Genomic DNA, 18,281 nt, shown 5'->3' with positions numbered 1-18,281 from the left:
GGTGTCACGCCCGGTTTCAGGCTAAAACCATGGCGACCCCTGACGACATCCTGCTCAGAATCAACGCCGGTGTTACGGGTGCCAACGACGTCACCAACCTGTCCCGCCTGATCGGGCAGATGAACAACGAGCTGCGCGCCACGGGCACGAACAGCGCGCAGACCCGCACGCAGCTGGAACGGGTGCGCGACGGCCTGCTCACCGCCAGCCGTGGCTTCGCGGCCGGCAGCACCGAAGCCACCCGCCTCGCCCAGGCTGCCGCGCAGGTGCAGAGCCAGCTGAATGGCCTGACCCGCGCATCAAACGCCGCCACCGAAGCTCAGCGGCGGCAGGCTGACGCTGCCGCGCGCGCCGCTGCTGCCGCCGCCCAGGCCGCCCAGCAGCAGGCCCATGCAAACAGCCTTACCAGTCAGATCGGGGGGTTGGCGCAGGGGGCCACGTCGGGTTTGAACACCCTGCGCGCGGGCCTGCTGGCCGTGATTGGCCCGCAGATTATTGGGGGTCTGCAGCAGCTTGCGGCAGGAATGCGCAGTCTGGCGGATCAGGCGAACAAGGCGGACACCACGGTCAAGGTGTTCGAACTGACCATGAAACGGTTCAAGGTGCCGCTCGTGGAGGCGGACGCCACCGCGCAGCGTCTCGCGCAGCGGTTCGGGGCCAGCATGACCAGCGTCAAGGACAGCATCACGGTCCTGGTGCGCGCCGGCTTCCGCGACATGGGCGTGCTCGAACAAACCATGACCGGCGCTGCGGCCAGTGCCATCGCCTTCGGGCGCAGCGCTGAGGATGGTTTCGACCGGGTAGCGGACGCGGCTGTGACGGGTCTGAGCGCGGCTCTCAACAGCATCGGCATCAGCGAGAACCTGGGCCCCGCCATGGACAAGTACGCGAAGTCCATTGGCAAAACCGCCGACGAGCTGAATGAAATGCAGCGCGCCCAGATGGTGGCCAATCTGGTTATGAAGGCCACCGCCACCGAAGTCGATGCCCTGGACGCGGTGCTGAACGATTACACCCGCGCCCAGCAGGAAAACAAGCGCGCCATCACTGAAGCGCGGGAGGAAATCGGGCGCGAACTGATGCCGGTGGTGGCCGCCCTCACCCGGGAGACCACCCGCGCGATCCAGAGCGCGATGGACTGGGCACGCGAGAACCGCGGCACCCTCGTCCCCGCCCTGAAAGAAACGGCCGTGTTCCTCACCCAGACCGCGCAGGCGGTCAAGGTGCTCATTGCTTTCCTCGGAGACCTGGGCGCCCTGGTGGGCGGAGTGGCCACCGCCCTCCTGGGCTTCGGCATGATCGTGACCGGCGGCCTGAAGGGCGGCATTGACGCGGCGCTGAGTGAGATTCAGCGGCTGTTCAGCACCACCATGACCAGCCTCACCGCGCTGCAGACCGCGTGGAAGCAGCTGATGAGTGGTGACCTGACCGGCGCCCTGCAGACCGCGCGCGGGGCGTTTGCCAGCCAGTGGGACGCCCTAGCGGACATTGCCCGCAACGGGGCGGGGAACGTCTTCGCCGGGGCGCAGCAGGGCGCGCAGTGGGGCATTGAAACCGTGTTCGCCGGGCAGGACAGCCTGAACACGGTGGGCAGCCGGACGAACGGCGCCATCATGCAGGGGAATGCCAGCGTGGTCCGGGTGCAGGACGCGCTGGGCCTGATTTCCCTGCCGGAGTTCCTGAAGGCCCTGGGTGTGGGCGGGTACCAGGTGACGCAGGACTTCGGGGCCACCCCCTACGCGCAGCGCATGCGCGGCAAGCCTGGGTATGAGGACGGCACGCACAAGGGGGTGGACATCGGCACCCCGATGAACACCCGCGTTTACGCGCCCACAGACGGCACCATTGCCTTCGCCGGGTGGGACAAGTCCGGGTTCGGCAACCTGGTCAAACTCATTGACCAGCAGGGCCGCCAGATCCTGCTCGGGCACCTGAACAGCATCAGTGAAGACCTGAAGAAGCAACTGGCCCAGGGTAACCTCAAGGTGTCCGCCGGCACCCTGCTGGGCCGCACGGGCAGCACGGGCCAGAGCTCCGGGCCGCATCTGCACGTCGAGGTGCGGGACGCCCAGGGCCGCCCCCTGGACCCCCGTACCCTCACCCCGAACCCCAACCTGGGCATGTCTGGGCCTGCCCCCACTGGCACGGCAGGGGGGACAGGCCCCAGTAATCGCTCTACGGTGATTACCGACGCGCAGATCATCAAGGCCCGCCAGTTGCAGGCCGCGATTGACGCGGCAGTGAAAGCCAACGACCCCAAGGCCTGGAACACGGCCACCGCCGCGCTGCAGAAGTGGGAGAAGCAGTCGGAGAGCAACCGCGCCGCGCTGGAAGCTGTGCGGGCCACCGCGGAGCGCACCGCCCGCGCGGCCACCGACGCGACCGAGAAACAGGTGCAGGCCCAGATGGCAGCGGCCCGCAAACTCGCGGACGAAGAAGCCCGGGTGAAGGAGAGTGGCACGCGCGCCGAGCGGGAAGCCCTGGCCGCGAAGATCAAGGGATTTACAGATGATGGCGTAGCCCAGCGTGAGGCCCTGCAGCGCGCCCGTGACGCCCTGGCTGGTGAGCAGCAGATGCGTGAGCGTCAGGAGCGGGAACGTGAGCAGGCCACCCGTGAAGCCGAGCGCAAGGCAGAAGAGGCCAAACGCAAGGCCGAAGCGATCCGGCGCGATCAGGCCCAGGCTGAAACCCAGCTCACCCGCCTCAGCCAGGACCAGCTGCGCCAGCGCACCAGCGCGGAACAGGACGCCCTGAACGCCATTGAACGGGCCCGCACCGCCCGCTTGAAGCAGACCGAGGGTGACCTGAGCCTCACCCTGAAAGTCGAACAGAACTACGCCCGGCGCATCACGGAACAGGCCCGGCAGGTGGCTGGCGCGCAGCTGCTCGAAGCGAAGCGCACCGCCCGGGCCGCCTATGACCAGGCGGTGGCCTCAATCCCCCAGGGGGCCACGGATGCCCAGCGCCGGGCGATCAAGGACAGCGCCGCCCTGGTGCAATCTGGCGCGGTCACGGCCGCTTACCGCTCCTATTACACCGCCCTGGGTCAGGCCGCCGAGGCGGGCGCCGAGCGCGTGCAGGTGGCGCAGCAGGCCATTAAGAACGCACTGATCGAGGGGGCAGAGGCGGGGCAGGCGGCCCTCGCTGAACTGGGCAACCTGAACCTGGGCGGCATTGACGCCCGCGGTGGCCAGAGCGTGCCCAGCCAGATCCCCCTGGCAAGAATCATCAACAACATGCCCAAGCTCAGCAGCGAGGTGGCCGGGTTTACCCAGGCGCTGCGCGATCTGGCGGCAGAGGGCAAGATCAGCGCGAGCGTGCTGGAAACCGCGCTGCTGCTGATCCCCAGATTCAGTGACAGCGCCGCGCAGATTGGTGACGCCTTTGCGGAAACCGAGGCGCGGCTGGAAGGGCAGAGCAAGCGCCTCGACGATCTGAATGACCAGTATGAGCGGGGCGAGATCGACGCGGACGGGTACGCGCAGGCGCTGCTGGCCCTGGCCGGCAGTTACGCCCGGCAGGCCGAAAGTGCCGAGCGCCTGGGACAGACGAACCTCGCCGCCTTCTTCCGCAGTGCCGAGAGCGAAGCGGTGCGGCTGGCCGAAAGCGTGGGGTACGTGTCCGACGCCCTACGGGATCTGCAGGCCCTCACCGAACAGAACGCCAATGACGCTGCCGCGTTCGCCGGAGTAGACGCCCTGTTCGAAGGGGACGCTGCTGCGGTGGCCGCCCGCCTCGCGGAAGAGATCACCAACGGCACCCCGGAAGAATTGCGCGGCCCCGCCCGTGAACGTTTCGCGGAGCGCCTGAAGACCTGGCTGGCTGGCGTGGACCTCGCCAGTGTCGGCAGCACCCTGCTCAACAGTCTGCTGACCAAGTTGGACGGCAAGGACAGCACCTTCGCACAGCAGTTCAGCCGCGTGCTGACCGAGGCGGCCAGCAGCCTGCGCACCGCTGACCTGGACGGCGCTCTGAGTGCCGTGGTGCAGGGGTTGAGCGACGCGGAAGGCGCCCTGGGGCCGAATGGACTGTTGGGCGCGGACGCGGCGGGCATCAGCGCCTACGCCAACGCCCTGAAGACCGCGCTACCGCTGCTGGAGCGGGTGGCGCTGCTGGCCAAGGGCACGGATCTGGAAGGGGCCGCCCAGGGGGCCGTGGACGGCGCGCGGGATCAGTTGGCCGCCGCCACCGGGCGCCTGAGTGAACTGTTTGAGCGCTATGCCCAGAGCGGGGAGGCCAATCCCCTCGAGCAGACCCTAAGCGGCATCACAGCGGCCGTGGATCAGGCAAATGCGCAGTTCACCGCCGGGCTCATCACGGGTGAGGCGTACAGCGCGGTCCTGCTGGAACAGGCGGACGTGCTCACCCGCCTGCTGCCCAGCCTGGACGCGCTAGGCGATGAGGGGGGCGAAGCGGCGGCCAGTGTGCGCGCCCTGTTGACCGCCACCCTGGGGCTGATTCCCGCCGCCCGGGATCTGGAGCCCACGCTGGACGGGTTACAGGAACAGCTGCTGGCCATGACCGACAGCAACGTGGCACTCGTCAAGGGCTTCACGCAGGGCACCATGACCTTGCAGGACTTCGTGACGGCAGCCATGGAGACCGTCCCACGCCTGGAAGCCCTGGCCCGGGCGGCAGACCTCGCCGGGCGCCCGGAGATTGCCGCCGAATACCGCGCGCAGGCGGCGGAGCTGCAGAAGCTGGGTGGCAGTGCCCTGCGCACCGCCCAGGGTTTCCAGAAGTTCCAGACCTACGCCGGCTATGTGCGCGAGCTGGCCGGGGCGTTCGCGCAGCTGGCGGGCAGCGTGGGGAACGGTGACCTGGAAGCGAACCTGAACGGGGTGGCCAACGCCACCGCGCGGGTGGCCGACATGGCGGTCGATGTGGCGAAGCTGGTGGCCACCAGCGGGGCAGACATTGGTGCCTGGGTGAGCCTGACGGTGAAGGTGGTCAGCTCCATCGCGGATGCCATTAGTGGCTTCCAGAAAGCCCGTGCTGAAGCTGCGAAAGCCCGTGAGGACTTCGGGAAGCAGTTCTCGCTTATCAATGCTGACGCCTTTTCGACCTTCGCAACGAGATCAAGAGGATTCTTTGCCGACCTGTTTGGCGGCGGGCCCCAGGTTGTTCGTGAGGTAAACGATCTGGCCGCAAATATCGCCAAGGCGATTGAGTCGGGTGTATTAGGTGGATTCCAGAACGGCATAAAAGGCTTCTTGAGCGGAACGGGCGATCTACTGACCGGTATCAGGGAAGGCGTGCGGGGCGCCCTCATTGACGCCGTGACCCAAGCCCTGATCCAGGGCGCGATCCTCAAAGGGGCCCTGGGCAACCTGTTGACCGAACTCACCACCACCCTGGCCGCCGGGGGCGACGTGACCAGCATCATTAGCCAGATCGGCGCGACCCTACCGGGCATCGCCAAGACCCTTGAAGGGGTGCTCAAACCGATCAAAACGGCGATCGACAAGGCTCTGCCCCCCACGGTGACCAATCCGGGCAGCACCACACCCAGCTTCGGATCGGGCAGCAGCACCTTCCAGGCCGGAGCGCCCACTGTCGTGATCGACATCCTGTCCGGTACCCGTGACCTGATCCGGGGTGCCGAGGCGGCCTCCCGGCTGCAGATGGACGCCGCACGGCTCAGTTACCGCGCCGGGGAAATGTTGCTGCTGGCCGCAGAGCGCATGGCTGGACCGCACAGCACCCTGACCTCGGGGAGCCGCTGATGCCGGTCCAGAACGCCCGGCTGACCGTGCGCGACTGGGACGGTACCCTGCGGCACGAACGCTACTACGAGCACCTGAACCCGGCCATGCAGTTCGTCACCCCGGCGAACGGCATGGAGGTGCGCCGCACCGGCTTCGGGGGCTGCCTGGAACTGACCTTTCAGAGCCTGTGGGCCACCCTGGGCATTGGTGAGCGCGATGTGGTGGAACTGGATGTGCAGGACCAGGACACGTGGACCCGAGAATTTGCCGGGGTGGCCCTGAAGACCGGGAACAGCGAGACCCCAGGGCACAGCAACTTCAAAATTGTCGGTTTGAAAAAGAGGTTGCAGGAAGTGCGGATCGTGAATGATCCCGTCTCTGGCGATGTGGGCGCGCAGCTTCGTTCGGCGCTGCAGGACCTGATCACCAGTGGTCAGCTGGGCGAGGCGATTGTCTATGACGCGGCCCTGATTCCCGACCTGGGTGTCGAGCTGGATGGGTTCGCGGCGCGCAACCGCAAGGCCAGTGAGTTGTTCGACTTCCTGGCTGCCACTGGGCATGGGGTCTGGGATGTGAACGCCGACCGCAAGGTGTTCCTGCGCCCGGCCGCCCTGGGCGTGGGCGACACGCTGGCCCTAACCGAAGGGGCGGACGTCACCGTGACCTATGAGGACACCGACAGTGAAGCGCTGGTCACGCGCGTGCTGTTCACGCTGGGCCAGTGGAGCGACGGCAGCCTGATCCAGACCGAGGTAGGCAGCCCGGCCGAGGCCGAGTACGGCACCGCCTGGACCGAGATCACATACAACGACCCCCAGGCCTGGCGCGTCACGGCGCACACTTTCGCCAAGAACAACGCAGAGGCCATCACCAGTTACGCTGCCCTGACCGACCGCCTGGGCACCGAGACCGATGGCGCCCCCACCGTGATCCTGAAGCGTACCTCGGGGGGAACAGGCGAGGCCAGCCTGACCCTGACGCTCACCGAGCCCGCCCGGCGCATCCGGGTCGAGCTGGCGGTGGCGGGGGACGGTACCAAAGCGCCGGACTACAACACCGAGCCCAGCGTGACCACCGACGTGCTGGTGCCGCGCGGCACGAAGGTTGGGGAGCTGACCATCACCCTGGCCGGAAATGTCGTGGTGCAGGTGGTGCCGGTCTACACGCGCACGGGCGGCACGGCCTACCTGACCGAATGGATCTACACGCCCAGCGCCGAACTGCCCGCCGGTACCACGGTCACCTACACCACCCAGGGCGCCCAGACAGCCAGCCTGATCGAGCTGCGCCCGGAGGCGTTCAACGCTGAGGTGCTCGAAGGCATTGCGGGCTTCCACTTCGTGCTGCCGCAGCGGGATCCCACCCAGATCCGCGTGCGGGGCCGTGTCACGCCCCGGCCCAAAGTGACTCTTATGAAGGCAGCCGGGGGCACCTACGAAAACCCAGTAGAGGAATACAGCCTGCACATCAAGGCCGGGGAAGACCTCTCTACGGTCCTGAAGGCTGGTCAGCGGGAGGGTGCAGAAGCGCGGGCGCAGCGCTGGCTGGGCCAGATCGCGCTCAGGGACGCCACGCTGGAAGCCGTTCGGTTCGGCACGGGGGGCCTGTGAGCTACTTCGCCGTGCAGGGGGGCGGCGTGCGGGTGCCCCTGAACCCCGAGTGCAGCATCAGCCTGCCCAGCTGGCGGCCCCTGGGCACGGTCGAACAGACCCCCACGGGGCGCGTGTACGTCAGCACCGCTGTGGTGCTGCCCCAGGCGGCACAGGCCACGGTCAGCTGGGTGGCGCGCGGGGTGGACCCGGAGCGGGCCAATGAGGCGCTGAGCGAGCTGGTGAGCCTGCTAGACAACGCCACGCGGCTGTACCACGGCGACCCGTGGCTGACCGTGCTGCGACTGGCTGAGGCATCGGAACCCACCAAGGGCTTCGGTGGATTGTCCTGGCGCGGCACGCATACCTATGACCTGACCTCACCCAATTTCACCGACGCACAGGGCCGCACCGGGCGAACGCCGCGCGGCCTGACGGGAGGCGTATGAAACTACTGACCGTGACGAACGGCCCCACGTGGCCCGGCCACGCCGCCCTGCCTGCGGCAGGCACGCAGGTGGGCACCATCCGCTTCCGCCCCCTGCAGCGCCTCGCGGACGGCACCGGGGCGACCATTGGCGAACTCTCCGCGCGCATCGTGGTGGGCGCCGGGGACACCCTGGTGCTCAAGGGTGCGGGGGACACCGCGTTTAAGCTCCCGGGCTCCGACCGTGAGGACGGCAGCCCCCGAGCACCGCGGTATGAGGTGCGCGAGGCACTGACCATCGACGGGCGCGACGCAGTGCAGACGTTCACGATTGAGCCCTACGAAATGGAGGGCGGCCCAGCGAACACCTGGGATTACCGCAGCCCCCCGGTGGGCGGCCTGCAGTACGTGGGGCAGCTGCCGCTGACCCTGGCGCAGGCGCAGCAATACGCGGAAGATTACCGGCAGGGCACAATCACCCTGAACGCCGCGCTGGTTGATCTGGCCAAAGATGCCGATGTCATCAGTCCCGCGCGGCCGCACACGCTGGGCCTGAAGATCACGCCGACCCAGGCGGCGCTCGACGCGGTGAACGAAGCGGGCGACTACCTGCGCGCCAACCCCGGCACCTACCAGAGCGTGACCGTGCCCCTCGCGGCCAGCGGCTACACCTACAGCATCACGCAGCCCTACCTCATGAAGTACCACTGGCTGATCGGCCACGTCGCCGGGCCCCGCGTGCGTTTTCGCCAGGACGGCGCGGTCGAGGTGCTGTACTCGCTCGAAACCGGCGACGTGTGGCGCGAGAACCCCACCACCGAGGCGCAGTTTGCCCTCAGTGCGCTGAGCGCCTACATGGCCGGCGAGGAAGGCCAGAGTGCGCTCACGTTCGCCCTGAACGTGGCTGGCCGCTGGGAGGTGCTCGCCGCCGCCGACGGGGGCCTGCGCTACGACTGGCCGCTGCAGCACCAGGCGGACCTGATGCGCCCGGGCTGGACCAGTGGCCTCGCCCAGGGCCAGGCGCTCTCCCTGCTCGCCCGCCTGTACCACGTCACCCAGGACAACCGCTGGCGCGTGCTGGGCGACAAAATTTTCACCTTTCTCGACACCCCCATCGGCGCCGGGGGCAACCGGGGCAGCCTCGCGCAGCTCGCCGAGGGCGCCAGCCACCTGCCCAGCCTGGAGGAATACCCCATGGCCCGGCACACCTACACCATCAACGGCTGGGCCTACGCCCTGATCGGCGTCTATGACTGGTCGGTGGTGCGCGCCGGAACCCCACTGGGCACCCGCGCCCGGTACCTGTTCGAGTGCTCTCAGGCGGCCCTGCTCACCCTGCTGCCCTACGCGGCGCTGCAGGGGTCAGGCCAGAACCGCAGCTTCTATTACCACCTGGCGCACCTCACCCAGCCCAGTGTGCCCCAGTTGGTGCAGACGCAGACCTACCCGGGGGTGTACCTGATCCTGTGGCTGGCCCTGTGGCGCATCAACCAGGCCCTGGGCTGGACGGCCACCGCGAACGAATGGAAAGGCTGGTACGACTGGAGCGTCGTCACCGCGGCCGCGCTGCCCACCCTGCAGGTCCTGGGGGCCTTCAACGCCCAGCAGGCCCCCACCGCCGCCGGCAGCCGCACCCAGACCGTGCCGAACAGCGCCGCGCCCGCCTCGCCAGCCCAGAATGCGGATTTCGCCAACACCGGCCCGGTCATGACCGTGGTGGACGGCGAAAATCGCCTGCAGTTCGGCGGCGGCGAGTACCTCGCGCACGGGGGGCTCAACCTCTCGGCCGCCCAGGCCTGGACGGTGGCCGCCTATCTCTACCCGGCGGGCGGCAACAGCGCCCGGCAGAGCATCCTGCGCCAGGGGTCGGGGGCCGGCAGCTGGGTGCTGTGGGCCGAGGGGGCCTACCTGGGCGCCAGTCTGGTCAAGGCGGACGGCAGCACCTACAGCGTGCGCGCCCCCGCCGCGCTGAACACCGGCCACGCGGTGAGCCTGGAGGTCAACCTGCTCAGCACCACCGCCCTGCTGGCCCTGTACGTGGACGGCGCGCAGGCCAGTGAGGTCATCGAGGGCAGCGCCACCGGCAGCGCGCCCGCGTCTGGCCTGAACGCCCCGGTGCAGGTGGGCGTGTGGGCGCAGGGGGCAGGCTTCAACGGCACCTTGCGCGGCTGGCGGTACTACAGCCGGCAGCTCACGGCCGCCGAGCGGGCCGAGGCCGCACTCGACACCCGCGCGCAGCTGTGGAGCAACCTGCTGCTGACCGGGACCCGCAGCCCCCTGCTGGGCGAGCGGCCCACCGGCGTGAACGAATTCGACCTCATGCAGGACGGCACCCGGTACCTGCTGGCCTACGACGACAGGACCCAGACAGTGATTCGCGCCGCGCCCACGCTGGAAGGGCTGACCGAGGGCACGCAGCTGGCCACCGTGCCGGTGCGCTACCCGTGCCTGATGCGGGACCCCACCAGCGGGGTGTGGCACCTCTGGGGCAGCGTGGGCACCACGATGCTGCACGCCACGGCCCCCGTGCCGGAAGGCCCCTGGACCACCCCAGTGGCGGTGAACGGACTGGCGAGCCACGCGGACCCGGACATCACCCGCGCGCCGGACGGCACCTGGATCATGGCCTGCAAGCTGCTGTCGGCGGCGGCCAACTACCCCGCCCGGATTTTCACGGCCAGCAGCCTGGACGGCCCCTGGACCTTCATCACCACGCCGCTGGACTTCGTGACAGGGCAGGCGTGGTATGCCCAGGAACAGGCCGACCCCAGTGTCGAGTGGATCAGTGGCCAGCCGGTGCTGCTGTTTGCCGGGTGGAACGGGGCAGAGCAGAGCCTGGGGGCGGCGCCGCTGAACCCGGCGAACTGGCAGGCGACGGGCCCCGCCGTGCAGTTCCAGCGGCCCTATGAGACGTGGCAGCACAAGAACGGCCGGCCGAAGATTTTCAACCCCGTGGTGTTCGGGCGCCACCTCTACTTTTCGCACAACGTCTCCACCGGGGGTCTGGAAGGGCCGGCCGAGCCCGCGGGCTGGGGGCGCATTGCGCTGGACGGCACCGTGGCCCTGCAGCCCATCGGGGCGTGGCATCCAGAGTCGCAGAGCACGGGTGCTGGACTGGAGGTCACGACCGTCGTGGACCGCGTCGGCACGGCAAACGCCACGGTGCCAGCCGGGCGCACCGGGCCGCTCATGGCGACCGGGCCACGCCGGGTGCAGTTCGGGCCGCTGCAGGGCGGTGGGGTGCGCGGGCTGAGCCACGCGGACCCCGGGGGCACGGCGCTGACCATCGCCGCGCGCCTGACCCTGAACAGCACGGGCGGCACCCAGATCATCTTCGAGGCGGGGACCAACGCCAACGAGGCCCCGGGACGCCTGCTGCTGTACGTGGGGGACGGCACGCTGTACGCGGGGTTGACGGTGACGGCCAACACCGCCTACAACGACGCCAACATCCCGATTGCGGCCGGGACGCATGACGTGGTACTCGACATCGACACGGCGCGCGGTGCGGACGCGGTGCGGCTGTACCTCAACGGCACGCTGGCGACCACCCGGGTCGGCACCGCGTCGGCGGCCGGGCTGACGATGCCGGCCGACCCCTTGTATGTCGGGCACCGGGCGGGCGGCACCCTGCCCCTGAACGGTGACCTGCGGGCCTGGCGCCGGTACGGGCGCAGCCTGGGCAGTGCGGAGCGGGCGGCGGCGGTGGCCTCTCTGGCGTAGGTGTCACGCCCAGTTTCACCCTGAATCCATGCGCCCTCCACCTGCCCCAGTTCCCGGCCTGGGGCGGTGTCCTGTCTGCCGGTCCCTGGAGGCCTGATGCACCGAATTCTGTACGCCCTCCTGGGCGCGGTGGCCCTCTCGGCCGCCCACGCCCAGATCCCGCCCCTTCCGGTGGCCTGGGGGCCTGCGCCCCAGGTCGCCACCCCGGCCTGCCGCGTCGAGGCGCGTATCCAGAGCGGTCCCAACGTGATCGGTCAGTACCTCGTGCTGATCGAGCTGCCCCCCATCTGTCCCCCCGGTGGTGAGCGGCTGGCCCGCATCCTGACCCGTCTGGGGGGCCGTATCCCGCCCATCGGGTATTTCCGCCTGAGCGGGGGCTTTCCGAGGCAGGTGGGTTACTGGGTCTTTCGGGGTGCGCGCGTGCAGGACCGCGCCGCACCCAACGTGTGGGTGGACGTGCCCATCCGGGGGGCGCCGTGGCGTTCGAATTGACCTGCCGCTACCGCGACCAGATGCTGATCGGCCGCGCCCTGGCCGCGCTGGCGCTGTTCATGGCCCTGCCCGTGGCCCGGCCCAGCCTGTGGGTGCTTGAAACCTGGGGCGGGTGGCAGGTGAGCGCCCTGATCTGGGCGGCCCTGTTCGGCGGGACCAGCGTGCTGCTGCTCACCACCAAGCGCCCCCGCTGGGCGATGGCCGGCATGATGCTGGCCTTCGTGTGGCTCACCACAGTGGCCGCCGCCGCCGCGCTGGCCCTGGGGCCCAACGCGCTGACCTTTCTGTGCCTGCCCCTGATGTGGCACTGCGGCTCGACGGCGGTGGCCCTCAAACTCGCCTGGAGGCCCGCGTGACGAGCGGTGAGCTTCTGCAGGGCATCACCCTGCTCAGCACCCTGATCATCGGGATCTGGACGCTGCTCAGCAAGGGCAAAGACACCACCTACACCCGGCTGGAAAGTGACCGCAACCGGCTGGACCAGCGGGTGGCCGAACTCGAACGCGCCCGCGAAGAGGACCGCGCCCGCCTGGACCGGGTGGAGACCGAACTGGACGACCTCAAGCGCGTGCACGGCACCGTCCTGGATTTTCTGCGCGACGTGGTGTCGGGGCGCTTTGATCTGGACTGGATCAAGGGCCGCGCCGCCGATCTGCTGGCCCGCTACGGCGGGGGAGGCCCCTCATGACCCCATTTGATTTCGCCGCGGCCATCCGCGCGCGCCCCAGCGGCGCCACCCAGGCCGCGCTGGTGGCCGCCTACGGCAACCCCGAAGGCCCCGGCGCCGGGCCCAGCGCACAGGGGGGCGCGTGGTTTACCCCCTCGCCCGCGTGGCAGCAGGCCCACCTCGTCAAGGTGCCCCTGACGGCCCTGCCCGGCTGGCCGCCCTACCCCGGCGCCGAGGTGTCGGGCGTGACCGTGCACCAGCTGGTGGCCGGGCCTCTGGTGGCCACCTGGGTCGAACTGCGCCGCCGGGGGCTGGTGGACAAACTGCGCACCTACAACGGCGCCTTCGCCCCCCGCCACATGGGCCACGACCGCAACCGTCCGCTTTCGGTGCACGCCTTCGGCGCCGCGCTGGACTTCGACGCCGCGTGGAACGGCTACGGGGTGCCGCTGGACCGGATGCAGATCAACCGCGATGTGGTGCGCACCTTTGAAGAGTGCGGCTGGCACTGGGGTGGGCGCTGGGCTGACCCCTACGAGGACGGCATGCACTTCCAGTGGACCGACCCGCTACCGGGCGTGCCGCTGCCCGAGTGGCAGGACGCGATGGCGCGGCAGGCGTCAGCGGCCCCCACGCCGCCCCCAGCGGCCCCCACGCCCAGCGAGCCCCTGGGCATCGTGGAGCTGCTGGACCGCGCCGGGAACCTCGTGACCACACCCTACACCCACGCGACCTACCACGGGGTGCGCTTCGTGCGCCTGCCGGGCGGGCGCGTGCGCCTGCTGCCCCCGGAGGGAAGTGCATGAAGATCACCTGGACCCTACCCCCGAAAAGCCCGCTGCGTAGCAAGGCCGTCTGGACCAGCATCGGGGGCATTGCGCTGAGCGTCTACGGCGCGGCGGCCGATGAATACGGATGGCCGAAAATCCCCGAGTGGACCTACGTGCTGCTGGCCAGCCTGGGCATCTACAGCCTGCGCGCGGCCCGGCGGCCCATTGAGTGGGGGGCGGAGGGCACAGCGCCCAGCGCGCCCAGTGCGCCGCCTGTCACGGTACAGCCCAGCGCCCAGCCCCAGGTGACCGTGACGCCCCAGGGCGTGACCGTGGGCCTGCCAGCGCAGGTGACCCAGGCGGCGGAGGTGATCGAGGGCCTGTGGCCGGATGCGGCGGCGGTGCTGCCTGACCTGCCCCGGGGCCGCCCATGAGCACCCGTCAACTGATCGCCGTGCTGCTGGTCATCCTGCAGGCGGCGGGGTGTGACCTCGACCGCGAGGTGGTCAAGGTGCCGCCCATTTTGCAGGCTCCTCGCTGACTATCGAAGAATCCTTCGATACCCATTCAAACCCTCGGACATCTTGCGCTGTTCCCTGGCCCCCCGCTCGCGCTTCGGCGCTGGGCGGGGGGCCTTTTTGCGGTTGGGGGACAGCGATAGGCAGACTCACCCTTACACTCAAACTAGATAGTTGACACCAAACTAGAAACAGTGTACTCTGTTCTCAGGCAAGGGAGAGACAGCCGGACGCGGAGACACCGCACGGAACCCCGAGCCTAGGAGAACGACATGACGAAGACCTACACCGTGAGCCCCCGCAGCGAAGCCACCTTCACCGAGCCCTTCACGGTGCGCGCCGAGAGCTATGACGAAGCCGCCACGAAGGCCAGCCGCAAGCTGAACGGACGCACCACACGCGGCCTGCGCGTGACCGGCACCAGTGGCATGAGCGGCGTGTTCCAGGGGTACAAAAGCGTGCGCGGCGGCGGCGAGACCAGCGTGGGCGGCAACTTCCACCTGAGCGAGCAGTAACCCCAAGCGAAGGGCCCCGCGAGACAGTGCGGGGCCCTTCATCCCCTCACCGGAGGGGACACCCCTGCCGGAGAACACCAACAGGAGACCCCAGCATATGGCAAACCCCAACCCCGACACCAGCGGCCTGCGCCCCGGCGAATTCAAGCGCCAGAAAGGCCCCGGCCAGAGCGTGCGCCTCAGCGCCTACCTGGAAGCGCCCCAGCAGGCCCGCCTCGCCGCCCACATGGCCCGCGAGAAGCGCGACACACCCTACAAGGTCAGCCGCGAGCACGCCCACCTGCTGACCATCGCCCAGGACCTGCTGGCAGCGGCGCGCGGCGAATCGCCCGAAAATCCCGACGTGCTTGACTTGATCCGCCGGGCGGCCGCGCACCTGGACAGCCGGTGACGGTCTCGCCCGCCCGCGTCCTGGCCCGGCTGTCGAGTCGCCTGGGCCGGGACTTTTTTGAGCGCCTGGACGCGGCCCGCCTGCGCGCTGCGGCCCGGGGCGACGTACCCGACCCGGCGGTGGGCTGGGTGTACGCCGAGACCCTGCAGACCATGCTGGAGCAGGGCGGCGGGGCGCTGTGGCGGGGCGTGATGCGCGCGGTGCAGGCGGGCGACCACAGCCCCGACATGCACGAGGCGTTCGCAGTGCCAGCACTGGCCCACTGGCGGCACACGCGCGGCCTGTACGAGTTTGACGCGACCCTCATGGAGGCCCTGACCGACACCCCGCTGGATGAGGTGCCCCTGGCCGCCATCCGCAACCTGCCGGAATACGCGCCCTACATTGCGCTGAACGGCCTGCGCTTTCTGGGGGAGCCGTTGCACGGGGCCTGGGTGCTGCGGTTTGTGGGCCGTGAGGACGTGGACAGCCTGCAGATCGTGCTCCACCGCGAGGGCGACCGCGTGTGGAGCATGTCGCTGACCGGCGGGGGCACGATCCAGGCGGCCGTGGACCGCGCCTTTGGGTCGGTGCGGGCGCGGGTGGAGGCGGGGGGCGCCCACCTGGGCGACACGAGCGACCAGCAGGCGGCGGCGGCGCGGCTGGTGAGCCGCCTGCTGAGCCTGGTGCTGTACCTGTGCAGCGAGGCGCCGGACGTGTCAGGCACGGTGCGCCGACCACAGACCACCCGGCGGCGCGGCGTAACGGTCTATGACCGCCCCCAGGCCGACAACATGCTGCGCGTGGGCTTCCAGCACGGCGGCGCCATCCGCATGTGGCGCGCACTGGCCGAGCAGCGCCGGGCGGCCGACAGCAGCGGCCTGGGGCTGCCCAAGGCCCCGCACATCCGCCGCGCCCACTGGCACCTGTACTGGACCGGCCCCGGGCGCACCGTGCCGCGCGTGCGCTGGGTCCACCCGGTGGCGGTCAACGTGCGCCACCTGGATGACATGCCGGTCATGGTGCGCCCCGTGCTGGATGACCCGGCCGAGAGCCACGAAGAAAAGGACCGCTGGGCGCGTGAAAATGCCCCCGTGCTGGGCAAGCTCCGCAAACCGTCTTAATCTAACTATCTAGGTAGTTGACAGAGAACTAGAAACAGGGTACTCTTCTTTCAGGCAAGGGGGCAAGCAAAAATCCCAAACCCCGAAGCCTGAGGAGCAACACCATGACGAAGATCGAAGTGACCGCCCAGAACATCGAAGACGTGCGCGACCAGATCAAGGGCAACGACCTGCGGGACAGCGTGGCCGTGGGCCAGACCGTAGAAATCCTGCGCCACACCCCCAATCAGAGCGGCTGCACGGTGATTTTCAATGATGACCGCGCCGGCATCTTCCAGGGCGGCGACAGCCTCTGGGGCGACCTGGACAGCGACCGCAACGTGCGCCTGGATACGGGCGAACTGCTGACCCTGGAGGGCGAGCTGGTCGAAGAGTAAGCGCAAGGTGAGGCCCCCCGGCAAGCAAGTCGGGGGGCCTCTTCGCGGTGAGCAACACCGTTTCAATCCTCGCCCCGGGGGGGGCGGCCTTCAGGATACACCAGGGCTGCCGTCGCCATTCATTCTAGATAGTTGACAACAATCAAGAAACAGAGTAAGCTGTTCTCAGGCCAGGGAGAGACAGCCCGCAAGGGTCCCGCCGCCGAAGGAGAACACCATGCAGAAAGACCTCCGCCCCATCAGCCAGGACTTCGCCACCAACCGCAACTACCCCGAGTTTCTGGAGTACGCCGAGGGATTCAGCGTGTACGTGCGCACCCGCAACAACAGCGCCACGTTTGACGCCATCAACGACGACAGCCCCGTGGAGACCAACTACATGCTGACCACCGTGCGCGTGATGTGTAACCTCCCGGGCGTGCACCTGACCGCGCAGGTGGAAGGCGGCAAGCTGAGCGAGGTGCTCCCGAAGGTCGAACGCCTGCTGGCGCAGCTGGAAAAATAAAGCGCCAGAGCCCAAGCCCCCCAGATCGGGGGGCGCTTTTGCTGCTGGCCTGTGCCAGGGCGGGGGCTGGCATGGGGGAGAGGGGTTAGTAGTACGCGGCGGCGAACTCTGCCCACTCGCTGCGGCTGAATTCAGCGTTCACCTCACGGCGCCCTGAGCGGGCCGTGAACCGCACTGTTTTAGCCCCCATATAGGCGTTGTTTGAGGTGACTGGCGCCAGGGTGTACAGGCGGCGCAGGATGGCCGCCAGTTGCCGGGGTGTGGTGGCGAGGCGTTCAGGTTCCTGAAAACGAGCGGTGATGTTCATAGGTCCTCCTGTTCTGGTATGGCCTGGGCACGCCGAAAGCGGAAGCGGCTCATCCCTGCCCCTCCTGGGCCTGGGCGAGGGCGGCCAGATCGGCAGGCTCCAGACCGTACATGCCGTCTCGCGCAAAGGGTCCACTCTTGCTGATCGGGTCCGGGTCCAGCGTCACCCCCAGCCGCAGCAGGGTATGTGTGGCGCGGTTGTGCTCCGCAGGGGCGTAGGTGCTCCGCCCGTCGCAGTAGCGGCGTGAGTACCCATGCAGCACCCGCGCCGCCTCCCTCAGCTCTGCCTCTGCCGCCGCCTGCGCGCGCAGGGCGGCACTGGCCGCGCGGATGGTAGACGCATCGAGCGAAAGGGCTGCCTGCCTTGCGGCAACCTCGCGGTTGTACGTTGTGGCCCACTCTGGTGGGGCGGGGTCCTTTGCGAACTCCCACTGACCTCGCAGGGCATGTAGGGCCTGACTGGCTTCCAACAGTTCAGCTAGCGCGTCCAGCATCTCAGGCGCCAGCGGGTGCGGGGCGGTCATGGCTGTGCCTCAGAGTCCACACGGGCACTCTCGCGCCCCACCAGAGACGCTATGCCAGCCGGGGTGAGATGGGCGGCCAACTGCTGCGCCAGCCACACCACTCGTTCCCGATCAGGACCGCTCAAATAGCTCTCCAAGGCAGCTTCGGCGGTCACCGCCCGCTCTCTGTACCGCTCCGCCTCTGACTCAATGCTGCTCAGCTCAACCCTGCGGGCACTCAGGTCCAACTTTGCCAACCGCGCCTTTTCCTGTTGCGCCACAGCGTCATCCCTGAGGTTCAGCAACCTGGGGTAGAGCTTGATGCTCAGGTAGCGCCCGGCCAGTAGGCCACCCGTGAGCGTACCGGCAGCGAACATAGCGAACAGTTCCCACATGCTCATCACTCCCTCTGCCCCTGCCCCGGCTCGGGCATGAGCTTGAGGTGTTCAGGCAACACCGCCACCTGACCGCGCCCCACCTTCACCAGCACGCGGCCCGGCGCGCTCGTTTCGCGCAGAACAGTGCCCACCCACCCGGTGTTCGTGCATTGGACGCGGGCGCCAATGGGGAAGCCATGCACGGTCAGGACCGCGCCCGGCCTGCCCTTATCCCGCTTGGGGTCGGTGATGCCCAGGGGCCTGCTGTGGGCGTGAGGGCGAATGGTGCCCCCGGCGCGTGCGCGCATCC

18 protein-coding genes are annotated in these 18,281 nt (G+C 68.9%); 14 read left to right on the top strand and 4 right to left on the bottom strand.

Annotated elements, in window-relative coordinates; translation table 11 throughout:
• Window positions 1–29 precede the first annotated feature (29 nt).
• The 14 genes from K7W41_RS23455 (at window position 30) to K7W41_RS02595 (ending at window position 16,785) form a co-directional block, all read left to right on the top strand.
• Window positions 30–5,726 carry a peptidoglycan DD-metalloendopeptidase family protein gene (locus tag K7W41_RS23455; protein ID WP_263489437.1) on the top strand — a complete coding sequence of 1,899 codons (5,697 nt, stop codon included), beginning with the start codon at window positions 30–32 and terminating at the stop codon, window positions 5,724–5,726.
• Window positions 5,726–7,318 carry a hypothetical protein gene (locus K7W41_RS02655; RefSeq protein ID WP_224604395.1) on the top strand — a complete coding sequence of 531 codons (1,593 nt, stop codon included), beginning with the start codon at window positions 5,726–5,728 and terminating at the stop codon, window positions 7,316–7,318. The genes K7W41_RS23455 and K7W41_RS02655 overlap by 1 nt, the downstream gene beginning before the upstream one ends.
• Entirely contained in the window at window positions 7,315–7,746 is a 432-nt protein-coding gene (locus tag K7W41_RS02650; RefSeq protein WP_224604392.1) for a hypothetical protein, read from the top strand. The genes K7W41_RS02655 and K7W41_RS02650 overlap by 4 nt, the downstream gene beginning before the upstream one ends.
• Window positions 7,743–11,447, top strand: coding sequence for a D-glucuronyl C5-epimerase family protein (locus K7W41_RS02645; RefSeq protein WP_224604389.1), 3,705 nt, complete (start codon window positions 7,743–7,745; stop codon window positions 11,445–11,447). Before K7W41_RS02650 ends, K7W41_RS02645 begins: the two co-directional genes overlap by 4 nt.
• Before the next feature lie 96 nt (window positions 11,448–11,543).
• A complete protein-coding gene (locus K7W41_RS02640; protein WP_224604387.1) occupies window positions 11,544–11,939 on the top strand; it encodes a hypothetical protein in 396 nt (131 codons plus the stop codon).
• A complete protein-coding gene (locus tag K7W41_RS02635) occupies window positions 11,924–12,295 on the top strand; it encodes a hypothetical protein (RefSeq protein ID WP_224604382.1) in 372 nt (123 codons plus the stop codon). Before K7W41_RS02640 ends, K7W41_RS02635 begins: the two co-directional genes overlap by 16 nt.
• A complete protein-coding gene (locus tag K7W41_RS02630) occupies window positions 12,292–12,627 on the top strand; it encodes a hypothetical protein (protein ID WP_224604379.1) in 336 nt (111 codons plus the stop codon). The genes K7W41_RS02635 and K7W41_RS02630 overlap by 4 nt, the downstream gene beginning before the upstream one ends.
• Window positions 12,624–13,412: a M15 family metallopeptidase gene (locus K7W41_RS02625; protein WP_224604376.1), complete on the top strand. Its 789-nt coding sequence runs from the start codon at window positions 12,624–12,626 to the stop codon at window positions 13,410–13,412. Before K7W41_RS02630 ends, K7W41_RS02625 begins: the two co-directional genes overlap by 4 nt.
• Window positions 13,409–13,810: a hypothetical protein gene (locus K7W41_RS02620; RefSeq protein WP_224604374.1), complete on the top strand. Its 402-nt coding sequence runs from the start codon at window positions 13,409–13,411 to the stop codon at window positions 13,808–13,810. The genes K7W41_RS02625 and K7W41_RS02620 overlap by 4 nt, the downstream gene beginning before the upstream one ends.
• A 356-nt stretch (window positions 13,811–14,166) precedes the next feature.
• A complete protein-coding gene (locus K7W41_RS02615; protein WP_224604371.1) occupies window positions 14,167–14,409 on the top strand; it encodes a hypothetical protein in 243 nt (80 codons plus the stop codon).
• Between the two features lie 97 nt (window positions 14,410–14,506).
• The gene (locus K7W41_RS02610; protein ID WP_224604368.1) at window positions 14,507–14,800 is read left to right on the top strand and encodes a hypothetical protein; all 294 of its coding nucleotides are present in this window, start codon (window positions 14,507–14,509) and stop codon (window positions 14,798–14,800) included.
• Window positions 14,797–15,903 (top strand): hypothetical protein, encoded by a 1,107-nt coding sequence (locus K7W41_RS02605; protein ID WP_224604364.1) that lies wholly within the window; start codon window positions 14,797–14,799, stop codon window positions 15,901–15,903. Before K7W41_RS02610 ends, K7W41_RS02605 begins: the two co-directional genes overlap by 4 nt.
• A gap of 104 nt (window positions 15,904–16,007) precedes the next feature.
• Window positions 16,008–16,280, top strand: coding sequence for a hypothetical protein (locus K7W41_RS02600; protein WP_224604362.1), 273 nt, complete (start codon window positions 16,008–16,010; stop codon window positions 16,278–16,280).
• Between the two features lie 217 nt (window positions 16,281–16,497).
• Window positions 16,498–16,785, top strand: coding sequence for a hypothetical protein (locus tag K7W41_RS02595; RefSeq protein ID WP_224604361.1), 288 nt, complete (start codon window positions 16,498–16,500; stop codon window positions 16,783–16,785).
• Between the two features lie 85 nt (window positions 16,786–16,870).
• On the opposite strand, the gene K7W41_RS02590 is transcribed toward K7W41_RS02595, so the two are convergent.
• Genes K7W41_RS02590 through K7W41_RS02575 form a run of 4 tightly spaced genes read right to left on the bottom strand, consistent with a single transcriptional unit; the run spans window position 16,871 to window position 18,279 of the window.
• Window positions 16,871–17,092 (bottom strand): hypothetical protein, encoded by a 222-nt coding sequence (locus tag K7W41_RS02590; RefSeq protein WP_224604359.1) that lies wholly within the window; start codon window positions 17,090–17,092, stop codon window positions 16,871–16,873.
• Window positions 17,093–17,141: 49 nt separating this feature from the next.
• The gene (locus K7W41_RS02585; protein ID WP_224604357.1) at window positions 17,142–17,615 is read right to left on the bottom strand and encodes a hypothetical protein; all 474 of its coding nucleotides are present in this window, start codon (window positions 17,613–17,615) and stop codon (window positions 17,142–17,144) included.
• Window positions 17,612–17,995 (bottom strand): hypothetical protein, encoded by a 384-nt coding sequence (locus K7W41_RS02580; RefSeq protein ID WP_224604355.1) that lies wholly within the window; start codon window positions 17,993–17,995, stop codon window positions 17,612–17,614. The genes K7W41_RS02585 and K7W41_RS02580 overlap by 4 nt, the downstream gene beginning before the upstream one ends.
• Complete coding sequence (locus K7W41_RS02575) at window positions 17,995–18,279, bottom strand: hypothetical protein (protein ID WP_224604353.1); 285 nt, start codon at window positions 18,277–18,279, stop codon at window positions 17,995–17,997. Before K7W41_RS02575 ends, K7W41_RS02580 begins: the two co-directional genes overlap by 1 nt.
• Window positions 18,280–18,281 lie beyond the last annotated feature (2 nt).

It is taken from the genome of Deinococcus multiflagellatus (genome assembly GCF_020166415.1).
Lineage (GTDB): Bacteria > Deinococcota > Deinococci > Deinococcales > Deinococcaceae > Deinococcus > Deinococcus multiflagellatus.
The sequence above is the reverse complement of the archived record's forward strand: the minus strand, read 5'-3'. Positions and strand labels throughout refer to the sequence as shown.